This is a genomic window from Streptococcus sp. ALY_211 (genome assembly GCF_058314555.1).
The window spans coordinates 1-23,706 of the sequence record NZ_JBZFUN010000011.1; the positions used below are offsets into that span (position 1 = coordinate 1).

The window sequence follows — 23,706 nt, forward strand, 5'->3', positions numbered from 1 at the left end:
AACGCGACTTTTTGGTAGAATAATTAGTGGACATGTTCATCTGCTTTCTATACTGAGTTGGAGGATTCTAGTATATCAGACGAACATGTCTTTTGTGTTGCACTTCATTTTACAACGCGGGAAAAATTTGGAACTATGAATTTAATAATTGCTAGTATCAATGGCAAAGGAAAAGCATCTCACTCAAAACTATTTCGCTTTTATAAATCCTCCAACACCACACGAAACTGTCTTGATACTTTTTACTCTAAGACACCAAAGAATTTCATAATAGCTAAAGTATACCTAGATAGGTATCAAATCAATCTCTATAGTTAAAAGGCTATTATAATTACCCATCTTTCTTTTTTAAGAGCATACTTAACTTTTTTTAGGATATCTAACCTACAAGACACACCACACCATTGTATTCCAACTTTAAGTCAGATGCTAAAAAGAAATTCAATAACACCAATAACTCGCTTCAAACACGACAAAAGAGGAGACAAAATTGCTTCCTCCTTTGTTTAGCTATAAGACATCAACTACAGTTGACAATGAGACTAACAAACGCCTGTTTGCGAAATAATATTTGATTAAATACTATTTCGTAAACAAGCGTTACATGCTTGACTTCCTTCATACATTATGATGAGTGTTCCCGCTAAGGTTATCCTTAGCGGTAGACCAGAGCTAGACTAAGGCAAAAAATATTACCCATCATCATAACACTCAACAAAATTGATAAAAATTATACAAGTTCAATAATTGCCATAGGAGCTGCGTCTCCACGGCGTGGTTCTGTTTTCAGAATTCGTGTGTAGCCTCCATCACGGTCTGTGTAACGTGATGCAATTTCACCAAAAAGCTTTTGAAGAACTGTGGTTGAAACATATTCATCAGTTTCTTCATTGTAGCTCTCAGCTGCAATTTCATTGCGAACAAACGCTGCTGCTTGACGACGTGAGTGCAAGTCGCCACGCTTTCCAAGGCTAATCATTTTCTCAGCAGTTTTACGAACTTCTTTCGCACGAGCTTCAGTTGTCACAATCGATTCATTAATCAACAAATCAGTTGTAAGATCACGAAGTACAGCTTTACGCTGCGAGCTTGTACGTCCTAATTTACGGTAAGCCATCTTATCCTCCTCTTTTTTATTTAGTCATTTTTCAAACTAAGACCGAGTTCTGCAAGTTTCAATTTAACTTCTTCGAGGCTCTTACGCCCCAAGTTACGAACTTTCATCATCTCAGGTTCTGTTTTTTCAGTAAGATCATGCACAGTATTAATTCCAGCACGCTTCAAACAGTTATATGAACGAACAGATAAATCAATTTCCTCAATTGTACGATCTAAGATTTGATCGTTTGAAACCGTCTCCACTTCTTTCATAACTTCAGTTGTCTTAGCAATTTCAGTTAGATCAGTAAATAGGTTCAAATGTTCCATGAGCACCCTAGCAGATAGACCTAATGCATCCTCTGGGATAATTGTTCCATTCGTCATAATTTCAATTGTTAATTTATCAAAACCATCATTGCTGCCGACACGAGCCGGTTCAACTTGATAGTTAACCTTTTTCACTGGAGTGTAGATTGAATCTACGGCAAGCGTTCCAATCGGAGCGTTTTCAGTTTTATTTTCATCAGCAGGAACATAACCCCTTTTTGTTGCAACATTCAATGATGCTTTAAAACTATATCCCTCAGCTATAGTGAAAAGGTAGTGATCAGGATTTACAATTTCAATATCACTATCTGTCAAGATATCTCCTGCTGTTACTTCAGCTGGACCTTGCACATCAAGCTCAATCGTTTTTTCTTCCTCTACATAAGATTTTACAGCCAATCCTTTCACATTAAGAATAATTTGCATCACATCCTCGCGAACTCCTGGAATGGTGTCAAACTCATGAAGTACGCCATCAATATTGATTGATGTAACTGCTGCACCTGGGAGTGAAGACAAGAGCACACGACGAAGTGAATTACCCAATGTTGTACCGTAACCGCGTTCAAGCGGTTCGATTACAAATCGGCCATAATCTTTATTTTCATCAATTTTTGTTATAGTTGGTTTTTCAAACTCAATCATATAAAATACTCCCTCAAAACGATCTAGTGTACGGTCAGTAAATCAGATACAGATTATACACGACGACGTTTTGGAGGACGAGCACCGTTATGAGGAACTGGAGTAACATCACGAATAGCTGTTACTTCAAGACCAGCTGCTGCCAAAGCACGGATAGCAGACTCACGACCTGAACCAGGACCCTTAACTGTAACCTCTACTGACTTAAGACCGTGTTCTTGTGCAGATTTTGCTGCAGCTTCTGATGCCATTTGAGCAGCAAAAGGTGTAGATTTACGAGAACCCTTAAATCCCAGTGCCCCAGCAGAAGACCATGCAATTGCATTACCATGCACATCTGTAATCATAACAATAGTGTTATTGAATGTAGCATGAATATGAGCAACACCAGTTTCGATGTTTTTCTTCACGCGACGTTTACGTGTTGGTTTAGGCATTTATTTACCTCCTATTTTATTTTTTCTTACCAGCAATCGCTACGGCTTTACCTTTACGAGTGCGAGCGTTGTTTTTAGTATTTTGTCCGCGAACAGGAAGTCCACGACGATGACGGATACCGCGATATGAACCAATCTCCATCAAACGTTTGATGTTCATATTCACTTCACGACGAAGATCACCTTCAACCTTAATACCATCAACTTCACGACGAATAGCATCTTCTTGATCAGTCGTCAAATCTTTAACGCGGATATCTTCTGAGACACCTGCTGCGGCTAAGATTTTTTGTGATGTTGTCAATCCGATTCCGTATATATAAGTTAGCGAAACTACTACGCGCTTATCATTTGGAATATCAACTCCAGCAATACGAGCCATTTTTTCTCCTTTCTATCTTATCCTTGACGTTGCTTGTGCTTTGGATTTGATGGACAAATAACCATAACACGACCGTTGCGGCGAATAACTTTACAATATTCGCAAATTGGTTTAACCGATGGTCTTACCTTCATATCTTAATCCCTCCAAGTATTTCGATTATTTAAAGCGGTATGTGATTCGTCCACGAGTCAAGTCATATGGGCTCATCTCAACAGTCACTCGGTCCCCAACAAGAATACGAATATAATTCTTACGAATCTTGCCAGAAACAGTTGCTAAAATTTGATGCCCATTTTCAAGCTCAACTGTAAACATTGCGTTTGGCATCGTCTCTACAACTTTACCTTCTATTTCAATCACATCTTCTTTTGCCACGCAAAAGTACCCCCTAAATTTCGATAAGATTCTCCTGAATACACAGGAGTAACAATTATAAGTCAGACTAGTTTATAATAGCACAACTCCTAGGCTTGTGCAAGTCTGATAGTCAATTATTTTACGGTTGAAAGTGCTGCCTTGATAGCACTAAAAACCATATCAATCTCTTGGTCTCCTTCAATATCTTTAACGATATTCTTTGTGCGATAATGTTTAATAATTGGCTCTCCTTGAGCAATATTAACCTCTAGACGACGTTTCACAGCTTCAGGCTTATCATCTTCTCGCTGATAGTAATCTTCTTCGTTATAATTTGCAGGTGGATTAAACACCTTATGATAGGTTTCACCTGTTTTACGGTTAATGATCCGACCACTCAATCGTTCAACCAATTTACTTGATTCAATTTCAATATTGATGACAGCATCTAACTTTAGATCCAATTCTTTCAAAATCTCATCTAAAACTTGTGCTTGCTCAAGTGTACGTGGATAACCGTCCAGAAGAAAGCCACTTTCTTTGATATCGGATTGTGATAATCTATCTTTAACAATACCATTAGTAACTTCATCAGGAACAAGGTCTCCCTTATCCATATAGGATTTTGCCAACAAACCAAGATCAGTTTTATTGGCAATAGCCGAACGGAACATATCACCAGTGGAAATGTGCACCACGCCATATTCTTCAACAATTTTAGACGCTTGAGTTCCTTTACCAGCCCCTGGTAAGCCCATGATCAAAAGATTCATCTCTATCTCCTTATTTTGTTTTTTAATGAGTTTGCACATTGGCAAACTCATTAAAAAACAAAATAGAAAGGTTGACATCGTCAACCTATATTCTATTCTGCATTCATAAATCCAACATACTTCTTCTTGAGAAGATATCCCTCTAGCTGCTTCATGCCTTCAATTCCTGTAGAAATAAGGATCAAAAGGCTGGTACCTCCAAGAGCAACAGCAGATGATAGATTAAATATCTGCTGAGCAATAATAGGAACCAAGGCAACAAATGCAAGGAACAACGATCCAATCATTGCCAATTTTTTTAGAAGCGATGACAGATACTGCTCAGTTTCTCGACCAGGACGTACACTAGGGATATAGGCAGCATTTTTTTGCAGATTTTCTGCTGTTTTTTCAGGATTAACCTGAACAAACGTATAGAAGAATGAAAATAAAGCAATCAGTGCAGCATACATTACCATTCCTGTTGGTGATTGATATGACAACCAATTTTGTAACGTCCCTAACCATGGGACATTTACATTGGTACTTTGCAAGAAAGTAACAAGTGAGCTAGGCGCTGCAGTTATCGAACTGGCAAAGATAACAGGAATAACCCCAGCAGGATTAACCTTCAGTGGTAAATACGAACTTGTCGGTGCACCTTGCGCCAACTTTGTATATTGAATAGGAATTTGATATTCAGCTTGCTGAACAAATGTCGTGAAGAAAATAATGACCAAAACAGCAAGAATCAACAAGCCAACATAAATCCAAGAATTGGTCATCTTGCCAGCTTCGATGTTGACAAAATACTCATTGTATATCGATCTGACTGCATCTGGTATCTGGGCAATAATCCCTGCGAAAATGATCATGGAAACACCATTACCAAATCCTTTATCCGTAATTTGATCACCCAACCACGTAACAATAACAGTACCAGTTGTCAAAATTAACCCAACTGTTAAGAAAGTCTTTGGGGTAGGATTAGCCAACAGTTCATCCTTGGCAATAATATTAAATCCTGCAGTTATAGACACTGACTGGACCAACCCAATGACCAAAGAAAGATATCGTGTCGCTTGGTTAAGCTTACGACGACCAACTTCCCCTTGCTTACTCCACTCTACAAATTTAGGATAAATATCCATCTGTAATAGTTGAACAACAATAGAGGCGGTAATATAAGGACTAACACCTAGCGCAAAAATCGAGAACGATCCCATAGCACTACCACTGATTAAATTCAGCATATTTAAGAAAGGTAGATCTTTTAAATCTTCCAGACTTTTTGCATCTACACCTGGAACCGTTATATGGGCACCAATGCGGAAAATCAGAATAATGAAAATTGTAAAGAGAATTTTTCTCCTAACATTTTTCAAACGCAGTGCTTCAAATAATAACTTAAAGAACATAAGGAATACTCCTCATTAGATGACTTCAACTGAACCACCTTTAGCAGTGATGGCTGCTTCAGCAGATTTAGAGAATTTAGCTGCTTTAACAGTCAACTTTTTAGTCAATTCACCGTTACCAAGTACTTTTACACCAGATTTTTCAGCACGAACAATACCTGCTTCTTTTAGAATAACTGGAGTCACTTCTGTACCATCTTCAAAGACATTCAATTGGTCCAAATTCACCAAAGCATATTCTTTAGCATTGATGTTGGTAAAACCACGTTTTGGAAGACGACGGAATAATGGTGTTTGTCCACCTTCAAACCCTGGGCGGATACTACCACCGCTACGAGCTTTTTGACCTTTTTGACCACGTCCAGCAGTTTTACCATTACCAGATGATGTCCCACGTCCCACGCGATTGCGTACTTTACGTGAACCTTCTGCAGGTTTCAAATCATGAAGTTTCATTTGTTTTTCTCCTTTATTTTGCAAAATGCTAGCGCCCTACTTGTGGGAAAAGGACTCTCAAGTAGAACTCGCCTATGCATTAAAACTTAAGATTAAGCCGCAGAAGAATCTGCGACTTTATTATTAATTATGCTTCTTCAACTGTCACTAAGTGAGAAACAGCATTAACCATACCACGGATAGCAGCGTTATCTTCTTTAACAACAGATGAATTCAATTTACTAAGTCCAAGAGCCACAACTGTTTTACGTTGTTCTGGCTTACGGCCGATTGGAGACTTAGTCAAAGTAATTTTAATTTGAGCCATAATAATCTCCTTTCTTAGCCTAAATCAGAAACAGAAATACCACGAAGTGCAGCTACTTCATCAGCACGTTTCAACTGTTTCAAACCTTCTACAGTTGCACGAACAATGTTGATTGGAGTGTTTGATCCTAGTGATTTAGATGTCACATCAGCAATACCTGCCAATTCAACAACGGCACGAACAGCGCCACCAGCAGCAACACCAGAACCCTCAACAGCTGGTTTCAATAGTACACGAGCACCAGCAAAGTTAGTATAAACTTCGTGAGGGATTGTCGTTCCAACCATAGGAACTTCAATCAAGTTCTTCTTAGCAGCATCAACCGCTTTACGAATAGCTTCTGGTACTTCTTTAGATTTACCTGTTCCGAAGCCAACACGTCCATTGCGATCACCCACAACAACAAGTGCTGCAAAACGCAAGTTACGTCCACCTTTTACAGTTTTAGAAACTCGGTTGATGGCAACGACGCGTTCTTCAAATTCAATTGCATTGTCTTTAAATGCCATGTTTTTGTGTCCTCCCTATTAGAATTTCAATCCGTTTTCACGAGCTGAGTCAGCCAAAGCTTTCACACGTCCGTGATAGAGATATCCACCGCGGTCAAACACCACTTCAGAAATACCTTTAGCTACTGCGCGTTCAGCAACAAGTTTACCAACAACAACGGCTTGTTCTGTCTTTGTTCCTTTAGAAACTTCTTTGTCAAGAGTTGAAGCACTTGCGAGCGTTACACCCGCTACGTCATCAATTACTTGAGCGTAGATGCCTGTATTAGAACGGAAAACGTTCAAACGTGGGCGATCAGCAGTTCCAGAGAGTTTTCCGCGAACGCGACGGTGGCGTTTTTGGCGGATTTTGTTTTTATCTGGTTTCGAAATCACAATATTCACCTCTTAATTTTTTTGTTTGAGTTAGTTTGGGCCAACTCATTATTAAAATAGATGAAGCAATCAGGCAATAAAATCGCCTGCTGTTCACACTATTATTTACCTGTTTTACCTTCTTTACGACGAACGTATTCGCCAACGTAGCGAATCCCTTTACCTTTATATGGTTCAGGTGAACGAAGACCACGGATATACGCTGCTGTTTGACCAACAACTTCCTTATTAATACCAGACACTACAATTTGAGTTGGGCTTGGCAATTCAAATGTAATGTTGTCAGGCGCTTCGACTTCATCCTGATGAGACTTACCAACCGAAAGTACAAGTTTAGAACCTTGAAGTTGAGCACGGTAACCGACACCACGCATTTCAAGTTCTTTTTTAAATCCTTCAGAAACTCCGACAACCATGTTATTAAGATTTGCACGAGTTGTTCCGTGGATAGTTTTCATTTCTTTTGAGTCATTTGGACGGTGTAGTGTGATCTCTGTACCTTCAACACGAATTTCAATATCCTTGCTGAATGCACGAGTCAACTCACCTTTAGGTCCTTTAACAGTTACCACATTATCATTATTAGTGATTTCAACACCTGCTGGCAACGTAATAACTTTATTACCAATACGTGACATATTATTAATTCTCCTGTTAGATTATCAAGCCGCATCGAGCGACTAGTTTTCACGGGGGCTCATGATACAAAAGGGCGTCAAAACCAAAGTGAAAATAGCAAACTTAACGCAGAAAAAGCTCAAGTTTCTAGGAAAGTTTTTCTTTTTTACACAGATTTTAGGCCTTGTTCAAATGAGCAAGTTTGCTGGCACCTCTTACGAGATTACCAAACGTAAGCAAGCACTTCGCCACCAACATTCTTTTGACGAGCTTCCTTATCTGTCAAAAGACCTTCTGATGTAGAAATGATAGCAATCCCAAGACCATTGAGGACCTTTGGAAGTTCTTCGCACTTAGCATAAACACGCAGACCTGGCTTTGAAATACGTTTCAAGTTAGTAATGACACGTTCACCATTTTGTCCATATTTCAAGAATACACGTACAATTCCTTGCTTGTCATCTTCAACAACTTCAACATTTTTCACAAAACCTTCACGTTTAAGAATGTCTGCAATGCCTTTTTTGATATTTGATGCAGGAACTTCAAGAACATCGTGACGAGCTTGATTAGCATTACGAATACGTGTCAAAAAGTCTGCAATTGGGTCAGTCATAACCATTTATTTTTCTCCTTACTAGTAGTTTGAAAACTCACTTGCTAGTTAAAATTTGATACAAAGAGTCGTAAAAACCAGCGACAACAAAATAACATGATTTTTCGAAGCGATCTTTTCTCAAATCACATTTCCATCACAGCTGCTTTTACGCTCTTACACCTTATATTACCAAGAAGCTTTAGTAACTCCTGGGATTTGACCTTTATAAGCCAACTCACGGAAGCAAACACGGCAAAGTTTAAACTTGCGGTAAACAGAATGTGGGCGGCCACAACGTTCGCAACGAGTATAAGCTTGCGTAGAGAACTTCGCCTTGCGGTGGTTCTTAGCAATCATAGATTTTTTAGCCATTTACGTTTTACCTCCTATTTTTATTTAGCAAAAGGCATTCCAAGACCTGCTAATAATTCACGTGATTCTTCATCAGTGTTAGCAGTCGTTACAATGACAATGTCCATACCACGTACTTTATCAACATCATCAAAGTTAATTTCTGGGAAAATCAATTGCTCTTTAACACCAAGTGTGTAGTTACCACGTCCATCAAAAGACTTAGTTGGAACTCCGTGGAAGTCACGAACACGTGGAAGAGATACTGATACCAGTTTATCCAAGAATTCGTACATGCGTTCGCCACGCAAAGTTACCTTGGCACCAATAGCTACACCTTCACGAAGGCGGAAGCCGGCAATTGATTTCTTAGCTTTAGTAATCAACGGTTTTTGACCCGAAATCAAAGCTAGTTCAGCAGCGGCTTTTTCAAGATTTTTAGCATTATTTACTGCATCACCCACACCCATATTAAGAACAATTTTCTCAACTTTAGGTACGGCCATAATTGATGAGTAGTTAAATTTTTCTGACAAAGCAGGAACTACTTCGTTAGTATATTTTTCTTTAAGACGATTAGCCATTTACACTCTTTCTCCTTTCCTTCGTGATTAATCAAGCACTTCGCCTGATTTTTTGTTGTAGCGTACTTTTTTACCGTCTACAAATTTATAACCCACACGACCGGCAACGCCGTTCTTGTCAAGGACTTGAACGTTTGATACATGGATTGGAGCTTCTTTTTCAATAATAGCTCCTTGAGGGTTTTCGTTGTTAGGTTTTTGGTGTTTTTTAATCATAGCAACACCTTCAACCACAACCTTATTAACTTTTGGCAAAGCTTTAAGAACGACAGCTTCAGTGCCCTTGTCTTTACCAGCAATAACGCGAACTTTATCGCCTTTTTTTACAAACATCGAGTTTATTCTCCTATATTTTTCTTACGCCCTCAACAGGGCACCCTAACCTAAAATTAGGGGACTAAGTTTGTTTACAAATAGCCAGAAATTAAAGAACTTCTGGAGCCAATGACACGATACGCATGTAACCACCTTCACGCAATTCACGTGCTACAGGACCAAAGATACGAGTCCCACGAGGTGTCTTATCATCACGAATCAATACCGCAGCATTATCATCAAATTTGATGTATGAGCCATCTGGACGACGAGCGCCAGATTTTGTACGAACAATAACAGCTTTAACAACATCACCTTTTTTAACTGCTCCACCAGGCGCAGCTTGTTTGACAGTAGCCACGATTACGTCGCCAATATTAGCGAATTTACGCCCTGAACCACCAAGAACTTTAATAGTCAAGATTTCACGAGCACCGCTATTATCAGCAACTTTCAAGCGACTTTCTTGTTGAATCATTTCAAATGTCTCCTTCTAGTTTGATTAGATAATAACAGCTTCTTCAACGACTTCTACAAGACGGAAATGTTTTGTAGCTGATAGCGGACGAGTTTCCATGATGCGAACGATGTCACCTGTTTTAGCAACATTATTTTCATCATGAGCTTTATATTTTTTAGAATAGTTGATACGCTTACCATAGACTGGGTGGTTACGTTTTGTTTCAACTATAACTGTGATCGTTTTATCCATCTTGTCTGAGACGACACGCCCAACAAGAGTTCTACGTTGATTACGTTCCATTATTTGAAAACTCCTTTCCCAATCTATTATTTCATTTCAGATTGTACTGTTTTAACACGTGCAATCTGTTTTTTAACTTCATTCAAGCGAGCAGTTTGATCAAGCTGACCTGCAGCTGCTTGGAAACGAAGGTCAAAAAGTTCCTTTTTGAGTTCACTTTCCTTCTTAGCAAGTTCTTCTTGAGACAAGCCACGAAGCTCAGCGACAAACTCTTTGATTTCTTTAAGTTTCATGTCTTCTCCTTACTCTGCTTCACGCTTAACGAATTTAGTTTTAACTGGTAATTTATGGCTAGCCAAACGAAGTGCTTCACGGGCAACTTCTTCTGGAACACCAGCAATTTCAAACATCACTTTACCGCGTTTGACTGGTGCTACCCAACCTTCTGGCGCACCTTTACCAGATCCCATACGTACACCGATCGCTTTGGCAGTGTATGATTTGTGTGGGAAGATCTTGATCCAAACTTTACCACCACGTTTCATATAACGCGTCATAGCGATACGGGCAGCCTCAATTTGACGGTTAGTGATCCAGTGACTAGTTGTAGCTTGAAGACCAAATTCTCCAAATGCAACTTCCTTACCACCTTTTGCTTCACCGCGCATTTTACCACGAAATTCACGACGGTGTTTAACACGTTTAGGTACTAACATCTGTTATTTGCCTCCTTTAGTGTTTTTACGAGCTGGAAGCACTTCCCCACGATAGATCCAAACTTTAACCCCAAGTTTACCGTAAGTAGTGTCTGCTTCTTCCCAAGCATAATCGATATCTGCACGGAGAGTATGAAGAGGAACAGTTCCTTCTGAATAGCCCTCAGCACGGGCGATATCTGCACCATTCAAACGACCAGAAACTTGAGTCTTAATCCCCTTAGCTCCCGCACGCATTGAACGTTGGATAGCTTGTTTTTGTGCACGACGGAAGGCAACACGTTGCTCCAATTGACGAGCAATATTTTCACCTACCAAGTGTGCGTCCAAATCAGGTGCTTTGATTTCAACAATGTTGATGTGAACTTGTTTACCAGTCAACTTGTTCAATTTAGCACGAAGGGCATCAACGTTTGACCCACCTTTACCGATAACCATACCAGGCTTAGCGGTGTGAAGTGAAACGATAACTTTGTTTACAGCGCGTTCAATTTCAATAGTTGAAACAGACGCATCTGCCAATTCTTTATTAATGAACTTGCGGATTGCCAAATCTTCATGAAGGTAATCAGCGTATTCTTTTTCAGCATACCATTTCGCATCCCAATCACGGATGATTCCGACGCGCATACCAATTGGATGTACTTTTTGACCCACGATTTTACCTCCTTATTTTTCTGCGACAACTACAGTGACATGAGTTGTACGTTTATTAATTGGTGAAGCTGATCCTTTGGCACGTGGACGGAAACGTTTCATAGTTGGTCCTTCATTTGCAAAAGTTTCAGATACTACCAAGTTAGCTTTTTCCAAACCAAAGTTATTTTCAGCATTTGCGATTGCAGAGTTAAGAGTTTTCTCAACTATGCGTGCAGCTTTGTTTGGTGTGAATTTTAAGATTGCAATTGCATCGGCAACGTTCTTACCACGGATAAGATCAAGAACAAGACGTGTTTTACGAGGTGAAACACGCACTGTACGAGCCATTGCTTTAGCTGAAGTAATTTCTGCCATTGTGTCCTCCTCCTATTAACGACGTGTTTTCTTATCGTCTGCTGCGTGACCTTTGTAAGTACGAGTTGGTGCAAATTCACCAAGCTTGTGACCTACCATGTCTTCTTGGATGTAAACTGGTACATGTTTACGACCATCATACACAGCGATAGTGTAACCGATAAAACTTGGAAAGATCGTTGAGCGACGAGACCAAGTTTTGATAACTTTTTTCTTTTCTTCGTTAGCTTGAGCTTCGACTTTTTTCATCAAATGCTCATCGACGAAAGGTCCTTTTTTAAGACTGCGTCCCATGTTATTTATTTCTCCTTTAATAATTAACCACAGCGGCTTGTGGAATGATCTTCGCACTACCGAGCTGGCGGATGATTTTAATATTATTTCTCGTTACGACGACGAACAATCAGTTTGTCAGATTTCGCTTTTTTGCTACGAGTTTTAAGACCAAGAGCAGGTTTACCCCATGGAGTTGATGGTGATTTACGACCAACCGGAGCTTTACCTTCACCACCACCGTGCGGGTGATCGTTAGGGTTCATTACAGAACCACGAACAGTTGGACGAATACCTTTCCAACGGCTACGACCTGCTTTACCGAGGTTTACAAGCGATTGTTGCTCGTTCCCCACAGTACCAATAGTAGCACGGCAAGTAGCAAGAATCATACGAACCTCACCTGACTGCAAGCGAACAAGAACATACTTACCTTCTTGACCAAGCACTTGAGCAGACGTACCAGCAGCACGTACCAGTTCTCCTCCCTTACCAGGTTTCAGTTCAATATTATGAATAACAGTACCTACTGGGATATTTGCAAGTGGTAGCGCATTACCAACCTTGATATCTGCTTCTGGCCCAGAGACAATACGTTGTCCCACTTCAAGACCCTTAGGAGCGATGATATAGGCTTTTACACCATCGGTGTAGTGTACAAGAGCGATGTTTGCAGTACGATTTGGATCATATTCGATTGTTTTAACAACTGCTTCAACATCATCTTTGTTACGCTTGAAGTCGATAACACGATAATGACGCTTATGTCCACCACCGTGGTGGCGAACTGTAATACGACCGTTGTTGTTACGGCCAGCAGTTTTGCTAAGCGGTGCCAACAATGATTTCTCAGGAGTGTTTGTTGTGATTTCAGAAAAATCCAAAGAAGTCATGTTACGACGACCGTTTGTCGTTGGTTTATATACTTTAATACCCACGATTGATTCCTCCTTAGATTATTCGGCTTCTGCCGCAGCAAACAACTCGATAGCTTTAGAATCAGCAGTAAGAGTGATGATTGCTTTTTTTGTTTTACTTGTAAAGCCAACATAACGACCCATGCGTTTTTCTTTTGGCTTCACATTTACAGTGTTAACACTAGCTACCTTAACACCATCAAACGCAGCTTCGACAGCTTGTTTGATCAGGAGTTTGTGCGCACGTGTGTCAACTTCAAATGTATATTTACCAGCTTCAAGTTCCACCATTGTTTTTTCGGTGATGACTGGCTTTTTGATTACGTCATACAAATTCATTATGCAAGAACCTCCTCAATGGTAGAGATCGCCTCTTTAGTAATAAGAAGTTTATCCGCATTCGCAATATCAAGAACACTCGCTGTAGTTGCTGTAGCAACCGTTACATTAGGGATGTTACGAGCTGATAAAGCAGCAAATTCATTTTCTTCTTCTACAACAACAAGAACTTTTGAATCGATGCTAAGCGCACTAAGCACCTTAGCAAATTCAGCTGTTTTTGGTGCAGCGAAGCTAAGTGCATCAACTGCAACAAACTTTTCATCAGCTACTTTTGCTGACAACACTGATTTCAGCGCAAGGCGACGAACTTTTTGCGGGAATTTGTAAGCATACGAGCGAGGTGTTGGACCAAAAACAACACCACCACCACGCCATTGTGGAGAGCGGATCGATCCTTGACGAGCACGCCCAGTACCTTTTTGGCGCCATGGTTTACGACCGCCGCCAGATACTGCTGAACGGTTTTTAACCGCATGAGTACCTTGGCGAAGGCTAGCACGTTGGCTAATAATTACATCGAACACTACAGATTCGTTTGGCTCAATGCCAAAGATAGCATCGTTCAATTCAACTGTGCTTACCTCTTTACCAGTTTGGTCAAATAGTTTTACGTTTGCCATTTTAACTGTTTTTCTCCTTTCTCATTATTTAGCAGATTTCACTGCAGTTTTGATAGTGATAAGAGATTTCTTAGCACCCGGTACATTACCTTTAATCAAGATAACATTTTTCTCTGGTACAACTTGTGCAACTTCAAGATTTTGAATAGTCACACGATTGCCACCCATACGCCCAGCCAAGTGTTTGTTTTTAAACACACGGTTAGGTGCAACAGGTCCCATTGAACCAGGACGACGATGGTAACGAGAACCATGCGCCATAGGCCCACGAGATTGCCCATGACGCTTGATAGCACCTTGGAAACCTTTACCTTTAGTTGTACCTGTTACATCAACAACATCTCCTGCTTCGAATTGTTCAACAGTAAGTTCTGAACCAACTTCCAAGCCTTCAATGTTTTTGAATTCACGAATGAAGCGCTTAGGAGCCGTATTAGCCTTTGCTACGTGACCTTGGGCAGGTTTGTTACTCAATACTTCACGCTTGTCATCAAAACCAACTTGAACAGCTGCATAACCATCTGTTTCAACAGTTTTTACTTGAAGAACCACATTTGGCGCCGCTTCGATGACTGTTACAGGGATGAATTCGCCTGATTCAGTGAAGATCTGAGTCATTCCCACTTTTTTCCCTAAGATTCCTTTTGTCATGAGAAAATATTTCCTTTACTTTATTTTTTAAAAAGTTTTTAACGAGCGTTTTTCATGCTCAGATTAAGATGCAAAAGACGTCAAACTCATCGCAAAAATAGGAAATCTGACAAAGAAACGTTTGTTTCTAAGAAGATTTATCTTTTTTTGCACAGAGTTTAGCCTGTGCTCAATTTATTTGAAATCAAATTAAAGTTTGATTTCAACATTGACACCACTTGGAAGATCTAACTTCATCAGAGCATCAACAGTTTTTTGCGTAGGATTCACAATGTCAATAAGACGTTTGTGAGTACGCATTTCAAATTGTTCACGCGAATCTTTATATTTGTGAGTCGCACGAATAACAGTGTAGAGACTACGTTCGGTAGGCAACGGAATTGGACCGGCAACGGATGCGCCCGTACGAGTTGCAGTTTCTACGATTTTTTCTGCCGCAGTATCCAGCGTACGATGTTCATATGCTTTCAAGCGGATACGAATTTTTTTATTTGCCATCTTTTCTCCTCTCGTCTATTTACGATAATAGGCTAGCTCCTCAAGAAAACCGATACGCAGCCGCGTGGCAATGCAGCCGAGCGTGTCGCAACCTCTTGTATCATAGCTAAGAGCTGTAATTTACAGCACCATAGTATATTAACATAAATACCAACGCTTGACAAGCTTTTTCACCTCTTTTAATTACTATTATAAGTACTTTTAAGCTCCCTATAAAAATCAAAAAGAGCTCCATTAGAGCTCTCTGAACAGTTTGACTCTCCCAATAATGAGTGTCGCCTTAAATAAATTGGATACCTCCGTCTATCTGAACGGATTGACCGGTCATATAATCCGACTTAGTCGATGCTAAATAAGAAACGTAGTTGGCAACATCAGCTGGTGTTTGTACACGGCCCATGGTAATCATCTTAGAATATTGCTCTAAGTATTGACCCTTTTGTCCCCCTTTAAGTTCAACCATCTTTTCATCAATCAGGTCCCACATATCAGTTCCGACAATGCCTGGACAGTAGGCATTAACTGTTATATGCTCTTGTCCCAATTCTTTCGCAGCCGCTTGCGTTAGCCCACGAACAGCAAACTTAGTAGAAGAGTAAGCACCCAAAAGATCAAACGCAACGTGACCAGCTATACTGGAAGCATTGATAATCTTACGAATTTTTTCTCCATCATTTTGTTTGCGAAATTGTTCTGTTGCTGCCTGAATCCCAAACAGAGTACCAAAAACATTGATTCTGAAAATCTTGTCCAATTCTTCCTCAGTTTCTTCTTGAAGTGTTTTAATTTGAGCAATTCCAGCATTATTGACATAGACATCTAATCGGCCAAACTCTGAAACTGCCTTTTCAACAAATTTAGAGTGGTCTTCCTTTTTAGAAACATCGCCAACAACAAAACTTGCTTTATAACCTCGGGAAGTCATTTCATCAGCTGTCGCCTTAGCAACCGCTTCATCTAAATCCGCAACAATAACTGCAAATCCATCTTGGCAAAGCTGACTAACAATGCCCTGCCCGATTCCTCGACCTCCACCTGTAACAACTGCGACACGAGTTTCAACTGTCATAATAACACTCCTTTCATTTTAGTGCCGGAGACAAGTTTAAAAACTTCCCACGGCACTGTTCAACAACCTTTACACCGCCATTTTATACATTATAGGAAGCGCTGTCAATCGCTAAGCGAAGCCTTTATGTTATTTAATTCTTCAAAAAATTTACATTTTTATAACATAAATAGAGAAGAAGAAATCGAAAAGCATTATCAACCAGAGTCGCCAACCAAATACCTGCCAAACCATAATTTAGCACACCTACCATCAGATATCCAAGACCAATCCTGATGATCCACATACCAAAACTAGTCGCATAAAAAGGGAGTTTAGGTCTTCCTAACCCTTGCCAGATCGCTGTATAAATCAATGTTCCAGCAGTTACTAAACCACCAATAAAAGAATAGAAAATAACTACTCCACTATAAGCCATAACACGGTTATCACTCGTAAAGAGACCTGATAGCTGACCTCCCAAAAGAAAGATACAACCACCAACGATCATCATTAGAAAAGCCGCTATCCAGTAGCTTTCACGAGCAATTTGCCTCAAGGAGCGATAATCCTCTTGTCCCAAGCTATGAGCCACCAAAATAACGGTTGCTGTAGCCACACCCATACCTGGCATATAATTAAATTGGGTCAAGGTCTCTCCAATAGCATTACCAGCAACAGCCCTGGTTCCTAAACCAACAATCAAGCTAACAATTATGACATCACCTGCCCTCATCATCAACCTTTCTCCTGAAGCAGGAAGAACCAATTTGAGTAACTCTTCATTTCTAAAACGACTATTTCTAATCCCTCGTATATCCAATTTAGTTGACTGCCAAAGAATCAGCGTTCCAATCAAGCGTGATAAAACTGTTGAAAATGCCACTCCTGATATGCCCCAATGAAAAACAAATACTGACAAAGAAGACAGTAAAGCATTTAAAAGATTGGAAAAAAGACTGACATACATAGAAATCTTGGCACGCCCTTGGGCTCTTAAGATACTCCCCAAGACCGTCATCAATCCTAAAAATAAAACTCCCCCACCGACAATAGCTAAATATTCTCCGCCTGCCTGACTAACATTTTGGGACGTCCCCAATAGGTTCAAAAGACTGTTGCCAGCAAAGATTGACAAAAATCCCAAAAGAACCGTTAAAACAATCGTTAATAAAAGAGCATCCCAACTATTTTTTTTAGCTAATAATCGCTCCTTTGCTCCCAGATTTTTTGCTATTAAACTAGCAACAGCACTACCTAAAGCAATCAAGATTGCTTGATAGACAGCTAGGATATTATTAGCAACTGATACCCCTGATACTGCTACAATACCAACCTGTGCAACCAGATAATTATCAACTACTCCCATTAGCATTTGCAAAAGATTCTCAACCATAGCTGGCAGAGCAATTTTCAAAATTTGTTTATAATGTTTCATTTCTATAAATAAAAAAGCCAATTGGCCTTTTCTCATACTCCTAGATACTCCTCTACAGCTTTTTGCATATCAGCTGTAGCGACAACTGTTCTATGACGAACCTTAGCAGATTCTAAACCATCCACCGCCTTAGGGATAATTACTCCTGATAGATCATGGAGCTTTTTAACCGCCTCAAAATCATCAGTAAGTGCTTCACCCTCTACAGCCTCAACAACAACACGCGGAAACTTGTAAGGGCTAGCCGTCGAAGCAATCACCGCAGGAGTTTGATCACCAGTTCGCTCCTTATAACTACGATAAACTGCTGAAGCTACCGCCGTATGAGGGTCCTCAATATAGTTCGTTGCCTTATAGATACGCTTAATCTCTGTTGCTGTATCATCTTCTGTTGCATAGCCCGCCTCAAACAAGTCGAGAATTTCAGGCTTAATGGCCTCCAAATGATATTCTCCTTTTGTAGCTAAATCTTCCATTAAGGCTTTGGTTTTTGCGGCGTCATTATTGAGCAAATGAAAAATCAAACGCTCCAAATTAGAAGATACTAAAATATCCATAGACGGACTACTAGTCACTTTGAAGCCTCGCTTCTTATCATAAACACTGGTTTCAAAGAAATCTGTCAAGACCTTATTTTCATTGGAAGCACAGATTAGTTTATTAATCGGAACACCAATCTCACGCGCATAATAAGCCGCTAAAATATTCCCAAAGTTACCCGTAGGTACCGTTATATTAATCCTGTCACCATTTTTGATCTGACCAGACTTAACCAGTTGAGCATAAGCATAAACGTAATAAACAATTTGAGGAACCAAGCGTCCAATATTCATTGAATTTGCTGAAGAAAGCTGCATATGATGATCTAACAGTTTTTGACGAAGTTCTGAATCATTAAACATACGCTTAACATCCGTTTGAGCGTCATCAAAATTCCCCTCAATAGCTACGACATGCGTATTATCCCCAACTTGGGTCGTCATTTGTAACTCCTGAATTTTACTAACGCCCCCTTTGGGATAAAAAACAATAATCTCAGTACCTGGAACATTCGCAAATCCTGCCATAGCTGCCTTCCCAGTATCACCAGAAGTTGCTGTCAATATGACAATCTTATTATCAACCCCTTGTTTTTTAGCTGATGTGGTCAACAAATAAGGCAAGATAGACAAAGCCATATCTTTAAAAGCAATAGTCGACCCATGGAACAGTTCTAAATTATACTGACCATTTAAAGCTACCAAAGGAGCGATAACAGGCGTATCAAACTTATCATCATAAGCATGACTAATACAATAATCTAGCTCCTCACTCGTGAAATCATCCAAAAATCCGGATAAAACCAACTTAGCAATAGCTTGATAACTAGAGTTTTTCAACTGTGCAAAATCTAAGCTTATTTCTGGTACCTCCAATGGTGTAAAAAGTCCACCGTCAATCGCCAATCCCTGCAAAATTGCTTGGCTAGCTGTTACTTTATTTCGAGCATCACGGGTTGATTGATAAAGAAGTGTCATCGTTAAATCCTCTTTTTGCTAGTATTTGCTGTATTATATCACAATTTTCAGATAATTTCTTTTTAACTTCATAAATAAAAAGGTATAGAACCACACCTATACCTTTTTATTCTTTATTGGCTCGGGATTCATCACCCTCTTCATCTGTAAAAGTTAATCCATCAGAATCCTTATCATAGGAAAGCTTTTGACCCTTTTTAAAATCTCCTAGTTCACTATCTTGATTGACTTTTGTAATCTCAATTTTTCTTTGAACACGGTCAACCTTACCTTCAAACAAAGTTCCTGTCACCTGTCCAGTATCCGAATCATAGCTCAAACCTGTCTCTTCAACCTCATCAGACAAAGTCTTTTCAAAGCCTTTTTCATCGTAGTCATCATTCATAATAAGGGTATTCATCAGATAATCCCATTCATCATCTGTAAATGTATCCTCATATAATATATTTTGTGAACTATAGTTCTCTTTGATTTTCTTGTAAAAATCATCATAGACCACTGAATAAGTGACCTTGGCTGTTAACTTATCATCTTCGACAACGAAATCTACTTGATCTTTCTTAGTAAAATCTGAATACTTAACGTCACTATTATGGTCAAATCCAGTGTCACGAAGGCTCGAACTCAAATCTTTACTGAGCTCTTTAGACTTATAAGTTCCCTCAATATTTCCAGATAATACTCTAAAAAGAAAGAGACCTGCAATCACAACGATAACAGCAAGAACAATACCCGAGATAATCCAGGCAATACGCTTACCATTATATGGCTTTTTAGTCACCATAGTATTAGGAGCAAATCCAGCTGAACCTGCCATTGTTTCTTGTGAAACATTTTGATACGCTTGCTGTACAGGCTGTCCTTGCCCACCTACAAAAGTAGAATTTGGCATACCTTGTTGAGGTAAAGACTGACCAGGTACAACAGGACTAGTCGGTTGAGAAGGCATTGCTTGTGTAACAGTATTACCACCTACCATTTGTTGAGGCATCGTTGGATTAGACTGTGATTGTGGTGCAGTAGAGGGCTGTTTAGACTGTCCCTCTACAGGGTTATTCGATAATTCATCATTCGACATGGACGATCTCCTTCAAAACTCCTTCATCTAAATGACAGGACAAAATACCCACGTTAGCATTTAGAATAATTTAAGTTAATCCTACCATGCTTTTTGGAGGCTGTCAATCTTATTTTAGGCAACAAAAAAGAGTAAAACTTTTGTTCTCCTTCCCCTCTCAATAACAAAAAATTGAGCTTAGGAACTATCCCAAACTCAACTTTACTCATTTATAAAACATAATAACATCAGAGGCCTTGGCATTATTTTTACCTTTAATACCAACACCATCAGTCTTTTTATCATACGACAGATAGTCCCCTTCAGAGAGTTTCAAATTTTTCAGTTCTGTATCCTTGGCTTCACCACTCATAAAGGCCTTATTGACTGACGTAAGCTGAATACGGTGTGTTAACGGACTTATCCTTCCTTTAAAAACAGTAGCAGATACTTTCCCTGTTTCATCATCGTAAGTCATACCACTTCCCTTAAGATTATCAGAAATACTAGTATCTATGCGGTTTAAAACCTCAGTTTTGCTTGGCAATCCTTTTTGAGCTTCTGCACGAGTATCAGAAGGTAAAGAACTCAATCCCTTGCTGACTTCTTTTTGATACTCCGTATACAAGGTTTCTCGATTAAATGTATAAGCTACCCCCATAGATACACGATCATCTTTTATTTTTAGATCAACTTTTACATCTTTAAATAACTTACTTGCGTCAATATCAGAGCCGTAATCTGACAGATCATCGTCATCGTTCTTTGAAAGAGAATCTATAATATCTTTTTCCACATCAGCTGCACGATAAACCACCGTCACTCCATTCGACGGACCCTTAATATCACCTGCACGATACCAGTAAAAACCACCAACTAATGCCACTAAACACAGCACAACAAAGAGTGGCAGAAGAATTTTCCAGATTTTTCCTTTTTTCTTCGGCTTTGCTCCTCCTCTATTATCCTGTCTATATCTTACTGGTTGATTTTGTAATTCATTTTCCATAAGCGTCTCCGTTCTTAATGATTACTGATATACTATCGTTTCTCATCTCTTGTGTCAATAAATTACCCACCATTCAGCTTCTAGATTGACCTTTTGAAGGTTTTTTTGCTGCTTCAGCTATAGCCGATTGGATAGTCTTAACATATAATTCTGCACCAGAAGCTTTTGAATAATGAACACCATCTGACCCACCCCATATATCGGGATTATCTTGAGCCGTTTGATACCAATCAGCAACCGTTACAAAATCATAATCTTTTTGGAGACCTAGCTCATAATCACGAATTTCTGACATCTTTTCATTATTATGTGAATCATAAGGAGTCACAATAACGAGTCGATGTCCCTTAGGGATATTGTCAATAAATAACTGCAATTCTGTATCGTAATTATCAGGTGAGTTCACCCCAATAGCCAACACAATGGTCTTAGGAAGATAGCCCGACTTAATATTAGTCTCTAATATATCAAAAGCAGCATCAAACCCTCTACTTTCTTGGGCATCAACCACAGCATCAGACATCAAATCATCAAAAGCAGACTGCGAACCCAAGGTCACAGAATCACCAATAACCAAGACTTCATTGATCGCTTTCAAATCTCCAGCTGTTCGCTGATTAGTCAAGATCATACTATTTCTAGACTGCTTGAGTGAGTTCACCAAATTCGTATTAGCATTATGACCCAACTTAGGCGCAAACAAACTAATAGAAACCGTGATCAAAACCAGACCAGCTACAAGAGCTGTGATCCAGCGTTTATATGGCTTCAAATTAACAGGAAGATTAAACACTTTAGGATTCTTACCTGCTAATAAAGGTTCAATCACATAAAATGACAGCGATGCAAATAGAGTTGACAATATAAATGTCAATAAGCTGGCCCAACCATTAGACATGAGCTGTGAAAAAATGATATAAAACGGCCAATGAAATAAATATATTCCATAACTTATATCCGAAAAGAAAGTAATGATCCTAGGCTCATCAATATCGGATAATTTTTCATGTAAAACTCTAGCTGAAAAAATCATCGAGTAGATCAATAAACCAGCTATAGCAAATCCAAATAAATAAGTGACCCTAGCATCAAATTGCAAAAGAAAACCTAGTCCCAACAACAAAAGAAAACTTCCTACAAATTGTAACAATGTCCTATTCGTTGTCCATCTCAATATAGTTCTCTTAAAGCGATTAGGGAGGTCCGATATCCCAGATAAAGTAGCTCCAATAGCTCCTATATAAAAAAGGTAGCTATGGCTAAAAGTAGAAAAATAAAGAATAGAATAATTGGCTTTATCTACCAAAAAACTTCCAATAAACATTGTTAAATAGCCTATCAAAGATAGAACCATAGAGGACATAAAAATAGCCCCTCTAAAACCACTTTTTGATAGCCTACGCTTAGCCAAAGCCCAAGCAAGAATACCCCAAAAAATATAAAAATGAACTTCTACAGCAAGACTCCAAGTATGTAAAAAGAGATGTGGACTAGCTTGATTCTCGTAATTATTTCCTGCAAAGATCTCATACCAATTTGTCATAAAGCCAAGACTAGCTGTAATTTGCTGACCGATACCAGCAATAAAATCATTTCTGATTAATAAAACAAATGGCATAGTAACTAAGACCATTATCACAAGAGGGGGAAAGATTCGATAAAATCTACGTCTAAAAAATCCTAATAGATCAATCGTTTTCTTTCTATCGTATTCATCAATCAATAAAGCTGTAATAAGATATCCCGAGAAAACAAAGAAAACATCCACACCAATAAAACCTCCAGGAAGGAAGGTTTTAAAAAAATGATAAAGTAAAACTAGTAATAAACCAGTCACACGGATAAAAGAAAACCATTTAATTCTCATTTTTGATAAATACCTTGCTTATATTCCCCTTCATAACGCTTCCCATCGCTCGTTATTAAAGTACCACGACCATCAGCTACTCCCTTTGAAAATTCACCTTCATAGCGCCAACCATCCTTGGACGTATAAGTGCCACGACCATCAATTTTGCCATTAATAAAGTTGCCTGTATAACGATCTCCATTATCAAAGGTTAATGTTCCTCGACCATTCATTTTGTTGTTTTTAACTTTACCGACATAAACAATTTTTTGATGATCAAAGGTCAATTTTTTAGTAAAGCCAAACGGCATTAGCCAGACTGATAAAGCACAGACTAAAATGACAGCAACTATAGCAATTTCTACTTGCTGTCGACTAATTTTTGACCAGTCAGTATTTTTCATTTATTGATCTCCTCACAATAACCACTAAGACTTCTCTATCAATCTCAAAACTATACAAATATAGTCAAAAAAGTAATTTAGTAATCTCAGCTTTAACTCTATAGCCTCTCCAAAC

36 protein-coding genes are annotated in these 23,706 nt (G+C 39.1%); all 36 read right to left on the bottom strand.

The genetic code is table 11. From position 1 onward, the window contains the following. Window positions 1–730: 730 nt before the first annotated feature. Window positions 731–1,117 carry a 50S ribosomal protein L17 gene (rplQ, locus tag AC4HAJ_RS07685; RefSeq protein WP_491079589.1) on the bottom strand — a complete coding sequence of 129 codons (387 nt, stop codon included), beginning with the start codon at window positions 1,115–1,117 and terminating at the stop codon, window positions 731–733. A gap of 20 nt (window positions 1,118–1,137) precedes the next feature. Further along, window positions 1,138–2,073 (bottom strand): DNA-directed RNA polymerase subunit alpha, encoded by a 936-nt coding sequence (locus tag AC4HAJ_RS07690; RefSeq protein WP_491079590.1) that lies wholly within the window; start codon window positions 2,071–2,073, stop codon window positions 1,138–1,140. A 53-nt stretch (window positions 2,074–2,126) separates the two neighbouring features. Continuing rightward, the gene (gene rpsK, locus AC4HAJ_RS07695) at window positions 2,127–2,510 is read right to left on the bottom strand and encodes a 30S ribosomal protein S11 (RefSeq protein WP_491079591.1); all 384 of its coding nucleotides are present in this window, start codon (window positions 2,508–2,510) and stop codon (window positions 2,127–2,129) included. A 16-nt stretch (window positions 2,511–2,526) separates the two neighbouring features. Continuing rightward, window positions 2,527–2,892, bottom strand: a complete 366-nt coding sequence (gene rpsM, locus AC4HAJ_RS07700) for a 30S ribosomal protein S13 (protein WP_491079592.1) — start codon at window positions 2,890–2,892, stop codon at window positions 2,527–2,529. A 17-nt stretch (window positions 2,893–2,909) separates the two neighbouring features. Continuing rightward, window positions 2,910–3,026 (bottom strand): 50S ribosomal protein L36, encoded by a 117-nt coding sequence (gene rpmJ / locus AC4HAJ_RS07705; RefSeq protein ID WP_002959355.1) that lies wholly within the window; start codon window positions 3,024–3,026, stop codon window positions 2,910–2,912. A 25-nt stretch (window positions 3,027–3,051) separates the two neighbouring features. Then, window positions 3,052–3,270 carry a translation initiation factor IF-1 gene (infA, locus tag AC4HAJ_RS07710; protein WP_001040189.1) on the bottom strand — a complete coding sequence of 73 codons (219 nt, stop codon included), beginning with the start codon at window positions 3,268–3,270 and terminating at the stop codon, window positions 3,052–3,054. Window positions 3,271–3,386: 116 nt separating this feature from the next. After that, the gene (locus AC4HAJ_RS07715; protein WP_491079593.1) at window positions 3,387–4,025 is read right to left on the bottom strand and encodes an adenylate kinase; all 639 of its coding nucleotides are present in this window, start codon (window positions 4,023–4,025) and stop codon (window positions 3,387–3,389) included. A gap of 92 nt (window positions 4,026–4,117) precedes the next feature. Further along, a complete protein-coding gene (gene secY, locus AC4HAJ_RS07720; protein WP_491079594.1) occupies window positions 4,118–5,422 on the bottom strand; it encodes a preprotein translocase subunit SecY in 1,305 nt (434 codons plus the stop codon). Window positions 5,423–5,437: 15 nt separating this feature from the next. Then, window positions 5,438–5,878 carry a 50S ribosomal protein L15 gene (gene rplO, locus AC4HAJ_RS07725; RefSeq protein WP_491079595.1) on the bottom strand — a complete coding sequence of 147 codons (441 nt, stop codon included), beginning with the start codon at window positions 5,876–5,878 and terminating at the stop codon, window positions 5,438–5,440. Window positions 5,879–6,005: 127 nt separating this feature from the next. After that, window positions 6,006–6,185 (bottom strand): 50S ribosomal protein L30, encoded by a 180-nt coding sequence (gene rpmD / locus AC4HAJ_RS07730; protein ID WP_491079596.1) that lies wholly within the window; start codon window positions 6,183–6,185, stop codon window positions 6,006–6,008. A gap of 14 nt (window positions 6,186–6,199) precedes the next feature. After that, window positions 6,200–6,694, bottom strand: a complete 495-nt coding sequence (rpsE, locus tag AC4HAJ_RS07735; RefSeq protein WP_491079597.1) for a 30S ribosomal protein S5 — start codon at window positions 6,692–6,694, stop codon at window positions 6,200–6,202. Window positions 6,695–6,712: 18 nt separating this feature from the next. Next, window positions 6,713–7,069 (bottom strand): 50S ribosomal protein L18, encoded by a 357-nt coding sequence (rplR, locus tag AC4HAJ_RS07740; protein ID WP_003001342.1) that lies wholly within the window; start codon window positions 7,067–7,069, stop codon window positions 6,713–6,715. A 101-nt stretch (window positions 7,070–7,170) separates the two neighbouring features. Next, a complete protein-coding gene (gene rplF, locus AC4HAJ_RS07745; RefSeq protein WP_491079598.1) occupies window positions 7,171–7,707 on the bottom strand; it encodes a 50S ribosomal protein L6 in 537 nt (178 codons plus the stop codon). A gap of 203 nt (window positions 7,708–7,910) precedes the next feature. After that, entirely contained in the window at window positions 7,911–8,309 is a 399-nt protein-coding gene (rpsH, locus tag AC4HAJ_RS07750; RefSeq protein WP_491079599.1) for a 30S ribosomal protein S8, read from the bottom strand. A gap of 162 nt (window positions 8,310–8,471) precedes the next feature. Continuing rightward, window positions 8,472–8,657, bottom strand: a complete 186-nt coding sequence (locus tag AC4HAJ_RS07755; RefSeq protein WP_002959375.1) for a type Z 30S ribosomal protein S14 — start codon at window positions 8,655–8,657, stop codon at window positions 8,472–8,474. 20 nt (window positions 8,658–8,677) lie between these two features. Further along, window positions 8,678–9,220: a 50S ribosomal protein L5 gene (gene rplE, locus AC4HAJ_RS07760; RefSeq protein ID WP_491079600.1), complete on the bottom strand. Its 543-nt coding sequence runs from the start codon at window positions 9,218–9,220 to the stop codon at window positions 8,678–8,680. Between the two features lie 27 nt (window positions 9,221–9,247). Then, complete coding sequence (gene rplX / locus AC4HAJ_RS07765; RefSeq protein WP_491079601.1) at window positions 9,248–9,553, bottom strand: 50S ribosomal protein L24; 306 nt, start codon at window positions 9,551–9,553, stop codon at window positions 9,248–9,250. A 91-nt stretch (window positions 9,554–9,644) separates the two neighbouring features. Next, window positions 9,645–10,013: a 50S ribosomal protein L14 gene (rplN, locus tag AC4HAJ_RS07770; RefSeq protein WP_491079602.1), complete on the bottom strand. Its 369-nt coding sequence runs from the start codon at window positions 10,011–10,013 to the stop codon at window positions 9,645–9,647. Between the two features lie 24 nt (window positions 10,014–10,037). Continuing rightward, window positions 10,038–10,298 carry a 30S ribosomal protein S17 gene (gene rpsQ / locus AC4HAJ_RS07775; protein WP_491079603.1) on the bottom strand — a complete coding sequence of 87 codons (261 nt, stop codon included), beginning with the start codon at window positions 10,296–10,298 and terminating at the stop codon, window positions 10,038–10,040. Between the two features lie 26 nt (window positions 10,299–10,324). Next, window positions 10,325–10,531 carry a 50S ribosomal protein L29 gene (rpmC, locus tag AC4HAJ_RS07780; protein WP_491079604.1) on the bottom strand — a complete coding sequence of 69 codons (207 nt, stop codon included), beginning with the start codon at window positions 10,529–10,531 and terminating at the stop codon, window positions 10,325–10,327. A 9-nt stretch (window positions 10,532–10,540) separates the two neighbouring features. Continuing rightward, window positions 10,541–10,954, bottom strand: coding sequence for a 50S ribosomal protein L16 (gene rplP, locus AC4HAJ_RS07785; RefSeq protein WP_491079605.1), 414 nt, complete (start codon window positions 10,952–10,954; stop codon window positions 10,541–10,543). 3 nt (window positions 10,955–10,957) lie between these two features. Beyond that, window positions 10,958–11,611, bottom strand: a complete 654-nt coding sequence (rpsC, locus tag AC4HAJ_RS07790) for a 30S ribosomal protein S3 (RefSeq protein ID WP_491079606.1) — start codon at window positions 11,609–11,611, stop codon at window positions 10,958–10,960. Window positions 11,612–11,623: 12 nt separating this feature from the next. Next, window positions 11,624–11,968 carry a 50S ribosomal protein L22 gene (gene rplV, locus AC4HAJ_RS07795; protein ID WP_380431484.1) on the bottom strand — a complete coding sequence of 115 codons (345 nt, stop codon included), beginning with the start codon at window positions 11,966–11,968 and terminating at the stop codon, window positions 11,624–11,626. Window positions 11,969–11,983: 15 nt separating this feature from the next. Beyond that, window positions 11,984–12,262: a 30S ribosomal protein S19 gene (gene rpsS / locus AC4HAJ_RS07800; RefSeq protein ID WP_491079607.1), complete on the bottom strand. Its 279-nt coding sequence runs from the start codon at window positions 12,260–12,262 to the stop codon at window positions 11,984–11,986. Window positions 12,263–12,345: 83 nt separating this feature from the next. After that, complete coding sequence (gene rplB, locus AC4HAJ_RS07805; RefSeq protein ID WP_491079608.1) at window positions 12,346–13,179, bottom strand: 50S ribosomal protein L2; 834 nt, start codon at window positions 13,177–13,179, stop codon at window positions 12,346–12,348. Window positions 13,180–13,197: 18 nt separating this feature from the next. Next, entirely contained in the window at window positions 13,198–13,497 is a 300-nt protein-coding gene (locus AC4HAJ_RS07810) for a 50S ribosomal protein L23 (RefSeq protein WP_491079609.1), read from the bottom strand. Next, complete coding sequence (gene rplD / locus AC4HAJ_RS07815; RefSeq protein ID WP_491079610.1) at window positions 13,497–14,120, bottom strand: 50S ribosomal protein L4; 624 nt, start codon at window positions 14,118–14,120, stop codon at window positions 13,497–13,499. Before rplD ends, AC4HAJ_RS07810 begins: the two co-directional genes overlap by 1 nt. A 24-nt stretch (window positions 14,121–14,144) precedes the next feature. Further along, a complete protein-coding gene (rplC, locus tag AC4HAJ_RS07820; RefSeq protein ID WP_491079611.1) occupies window positions 14,145–14,771 on the bottom strand; it encodes a 50S ribosomal protein L3 in 627 nt (208 codons plus the stop codon). Window positions 14,772–14,960: 189 nt separating this feature from the next. Next, window positions 14,961–15,269 carry a 30S ribosomal protein S10 gene (rpsJ, locus tag AC4HAJ_RS07825; RefSeq protein ID WP_002959404.1) on the bottom strand — a complete coding sequence of 103 codons (309 nt, stop codon included), beginning with the start codon at window positions 15,267–15,269 and terminating at the stop codon, window positions 14,961–14,963. 280 nt (window positions 15,270–15,549) lie between these two features. Next, on the bottom strand, window positions 15,550–16,338 hold the full coding sequence (locus AC4HAJ_RS07830; RefSeq protein ID WP_491079612.1) for an acetoin reductase: 789 nt from the start codon (window positions 16,336–16,338) through the stop codon (window positions 15,550–15,552). Between the two features lie 133 nt (window positions 16,339–16,471). Further along, window positions 16,472–17,755 carry an MATE family efflux transporter gene (locus tag AC4HAJ_RS07835; RefSeq protein ID WP_491079622.1) on the bottom strand — a complete coding sequence of 428 codons (1,284 nt, stop codon included), beginning with the start codon at window positions 17,753–17,755 and terminating at the stop codon, window positions 16,472–16,474. Between the two features lie 32 nt (window positions 17,756–17,787). Further along, a complete protein-coding gene (thrC, locus tag AC4HAJ_RS07840; RefSeq protein ID WP_491079613.1) occupies window positions 17,788–19,272 on the bottom strand; it encodes a threonine synthase in 1,485 nt (494 codons plus the stop codon). Between the two features lie 106 nt (window positions 19,273–19,378). Then, the gene (locus AC4HAJ_RS07845) at window positions 19,379–20,350 is read right to left on the bottom strand and encodes a hypothetical protein (protein WP_491079614.1); all 972 of its coding nucleotides are present in this window, start codon (window positions 20,348–20,350) and stop codon (window positions 19,379–19,381) included. Between the two features lie 205 nt (window positions 20,351–20,555). Beyond that, window positions 20,556–21,338 (bottom strand): hypothetical protein, encoded by a 783-nt coding sequence (locus AC4HAJ_RS07850; protein ID WP_491079615.1) that lies wholly within the window; start codon window positions 21,336–21,338, stop codon window positions 20,556–20,558. Window positions 21,339–21,411: 73 nt separating this feature from the next. Continuing rightward, window positions 21,412–23,205 carry an acyltransferase family protein gene (locus AC4HAJ_RS07855; protein ID WP_491079616.1) on the bottom strand — a complete coding sequence of 598 codons (1,794 nt, stop codon included), beginning with the start codon at window positions 23,203–23,205 and terminating at the stop codon, window positions 21,412–21,414. After that, window positions 23,202–23,591, bottom strand: a complete 390-nt coding sequence (locus AC4HAJ_RS07860; RefSeq protein ID WP_491079617.1) for a hypothetical protein — start codon at window positions 23,589–23,591, stop codon at window positions 23,202–23,204. The genes AC4HAJ_RS07855 and AC4HAJ_RS07860 overlap by 4 nt, the downstream gene beginning before the upstream one ends. Between the last annotated feature and the right edge of the window lie 115 nt (window positions 23,592–23,706).

Excerpts from the sequence above, each read along its gene's own strand:
- rplQ (WP_491079589.1), bottom strand. The coding sequence starts at position 1,117 with ATGGCTTACCGTAAATTAGGACGTACAAGCTCGCAGCGTAAAGCTGTA.
- AC4HAJ_RS07690 (WP_491079590.1), bottom strand. The coding sequence starts at position 2,073 with ATGATTGAGTTTGAAAAACCAACTATAACAAAAATTGATGAAAATAAA.
- rpsK (WP_491079591.1), bottom strand. The coding sequence starts at position 2,510 with ATGCCTAAACCAACACGTAAACGTCGCGTGAAGAAAAACATCGAAACT.
- rpsM (WP_491079592.1), bottom strand. The coding sequence starts at position 2,892 with ATGGCTCGTATTGCTGGAGTTGATATTCCAAATGATAAGCGCGTAGTA.
- rpmJ (WP_002959355.1), bottom strand. The coding sequence starts at position 3,026 with ATGAAGGTAAGACCATCGGTTAAACCAATTTGCGAATATTGTAAAGTT.
- AC4HAJ_RS07715 (WP_491079593.1), bottom strand. The coding sequence starts at position 4,025 with ATGAATCTTTTGATCATGGGCTTACCAGGGGCTGGTAAAGGAACTCAA.
- secY (WP_491079594.1), bottom strand. The coding sequence starts at position 5,422 with ATGTTCTTTAAGTTATTATTTGAAGCACTGCGTTTGAAAAATGTTAGG.
- rplO (WP_491079595.1), bottom strand. The coding sequence starts at position 5,878 with ATGAAACTTCATGATTTGAAACCTGCAGAAGGTTCACGTAAAGTACGC.
- rpmD (WP_491079596.1), bottom strand. The coding sequence starts at position 6,185 with ATGGCTCAAATTAAAATTACTTTGACTAAGTCTCCAATCGGCCGTAAG.
- rpsE (WP_491079597.1), bottom strand. The coding sequence starts at position 6,694 with ATGGCATTTAAAGACAATGCAATTGAATTTGAAGAACGCGTCGTTGCC.
- rplF (WP_491079598.1), bottom strand. The coding sequence starts at position 7,707 with ATGTCACGTATTGGTAATAAAGTTATTACGTTGCCAGCAGGTGTTGAA.
- rpsH (WP_491079599.1), bottom strand. The coding sequence starts at position 8,309 with ATGGTTATGACTGACCCAATTGCAGACTTTTTGACACGTATTCGTAAT.
- AC4HAJ_RS07755 (WP_002959375.1), bottom strand. The coding sequence starts at position 8,657 with ATGGCTAAAAAATCTATGATTGCTAAGAACCACCGCAAGGCGAAGTTC.
- rplE (WP_491079600.1), bottom strand. The coding sequence starts at position 9,220 with ATGGCTAATCGTCTTAAAGAAAAATATACTAACGAAGTAGTTCCTGCT.
- rplX (WP_491079601.1), bottom strand. The coding sequence starts at position 9,553 with ATGTTTGTAAAAAAAGGCGATAAAGTTCGCGTTATTGCTGGTAAAGAC.
- rplN (WP_491079602.1), bottom strand. The coding sequence starts at position 10,013 with ATGATTCAACAAGAAAGTCGCTTGAAAGTTGCTGATAATAGCGGTGCT.
- rpsQ (WP_491079603.1), bottom strand. The coding sequence starts at position 10,298 with ATGGAACGTAATCAACGTAGAACTCTTGTTGGGCGTGTCGTCTCAGAC.
- rpmC (WP_491079604.1), bottom strand. The coding sequence starts at position 10,531 with ATGAAACTTAAAGAAATCAAAGAGTTTGTCGCTGAGCTTCGTGGCTTG.
- rplP (WP_491079605.1), bottom strand. The coding sequence starts at position 10,954 with ATGTTAGTACCTAAACGTGTTAAACACCGTCGTGAATTTCGTGGTAAA.
- rplV (WP_380431484.1), bottom strand. The coding sequence starts at position 11,968 with ATGGCAGAAATTACTTCAGCTAAAGCAATGGCTCGTACAGTGCGTGTT.
- rpsS (WP_491079607.1), bottom strand. The coding sequence starts at position 12,262 with ATGGGACGCAGTCTTAAAAAAGGACCTTTCGTCGATGAGCATTTGATG.
- AC4HAJ_RS07810 (WP_491079609.1), bottom strand. The coding sequence starts at position 13,497 with ATGAATTTGTATGACGTAATCAAAAAGCCAGTCATCACCGAAAAAACA.
- rplD (WP_491079610.1), bottom strand. The coding sequence starts at position 14,120 with ATGGCAAACGTAAAACTATTTGACCAAACTGGTAAAGAGGTAAGCACA.
- rplC (WP_491079611.1), bottom strand. The coding sequence starts at position 14,771 with ATGACAAAAGGAATCTTAGGGAAAAAAGTGGGAATGACTCAGATCTTC.
- rpsJ (WP_002959404.1), bottom strand. The coding sequence starts at position 15,269 with ATGGCAAATAAAAAAATTCGTATCCGCTTGAAAGCATATGAACATCGT.
- AC4HAJ_RS07830 (WP_491079612.1), bottom strand. The coding sequence starts at position 16,338 with ATGACAGTTGAAACTCGTGTCGCAGTTGTTACAGGTGGAGGTCGAGGA.
- AC4HAJ_RS07835 (WP_491079622.1), bottom strand. The coding sequence starts at position 17,755 with ATGAAACATTATAAACAAATTTTGAAAATTGCTCTGCCAGCTATGGTT.
- thrC (WP_491079613.1), bottom strand. The coding sequence starts at position 19,272 with ATGACACTTCTTTATCAATCAACCCGTGATGCTCGAAATAAAGTAACA.
- AC4HAJ_RS07845 (WP_491079614.1), bottom strand. The coding sequence starts at position 20,350 with ATGTCGAATGATGAATTATCGAATAACCCTGTAGAGGGACAGTCTAAA.
- AC4HAJ_RS07850 (WP_491079615.1), bottom strand. The coding sequence starts at position 21,338 with ATGGAAAATGAATTACAAAATCAACCAGTAAGATATAGACAGGATAAT.
- AC4HAJ_RS07855 (WP_491079616.1), bottom strand. The coding sequence starts at position 23,205 with ATGAGAATTAAATGGTTTTCTTTTATCCGTGTGACTGGTTTATTACTA.
- AC4HAJ_RS07860 (WP_491079617.1), bottom strand. The coding sequence starts at position 23,591 with ATGAAAAATACTGACTGGTCAAAAATTAGTCGACAGCAAGTAGAAATT.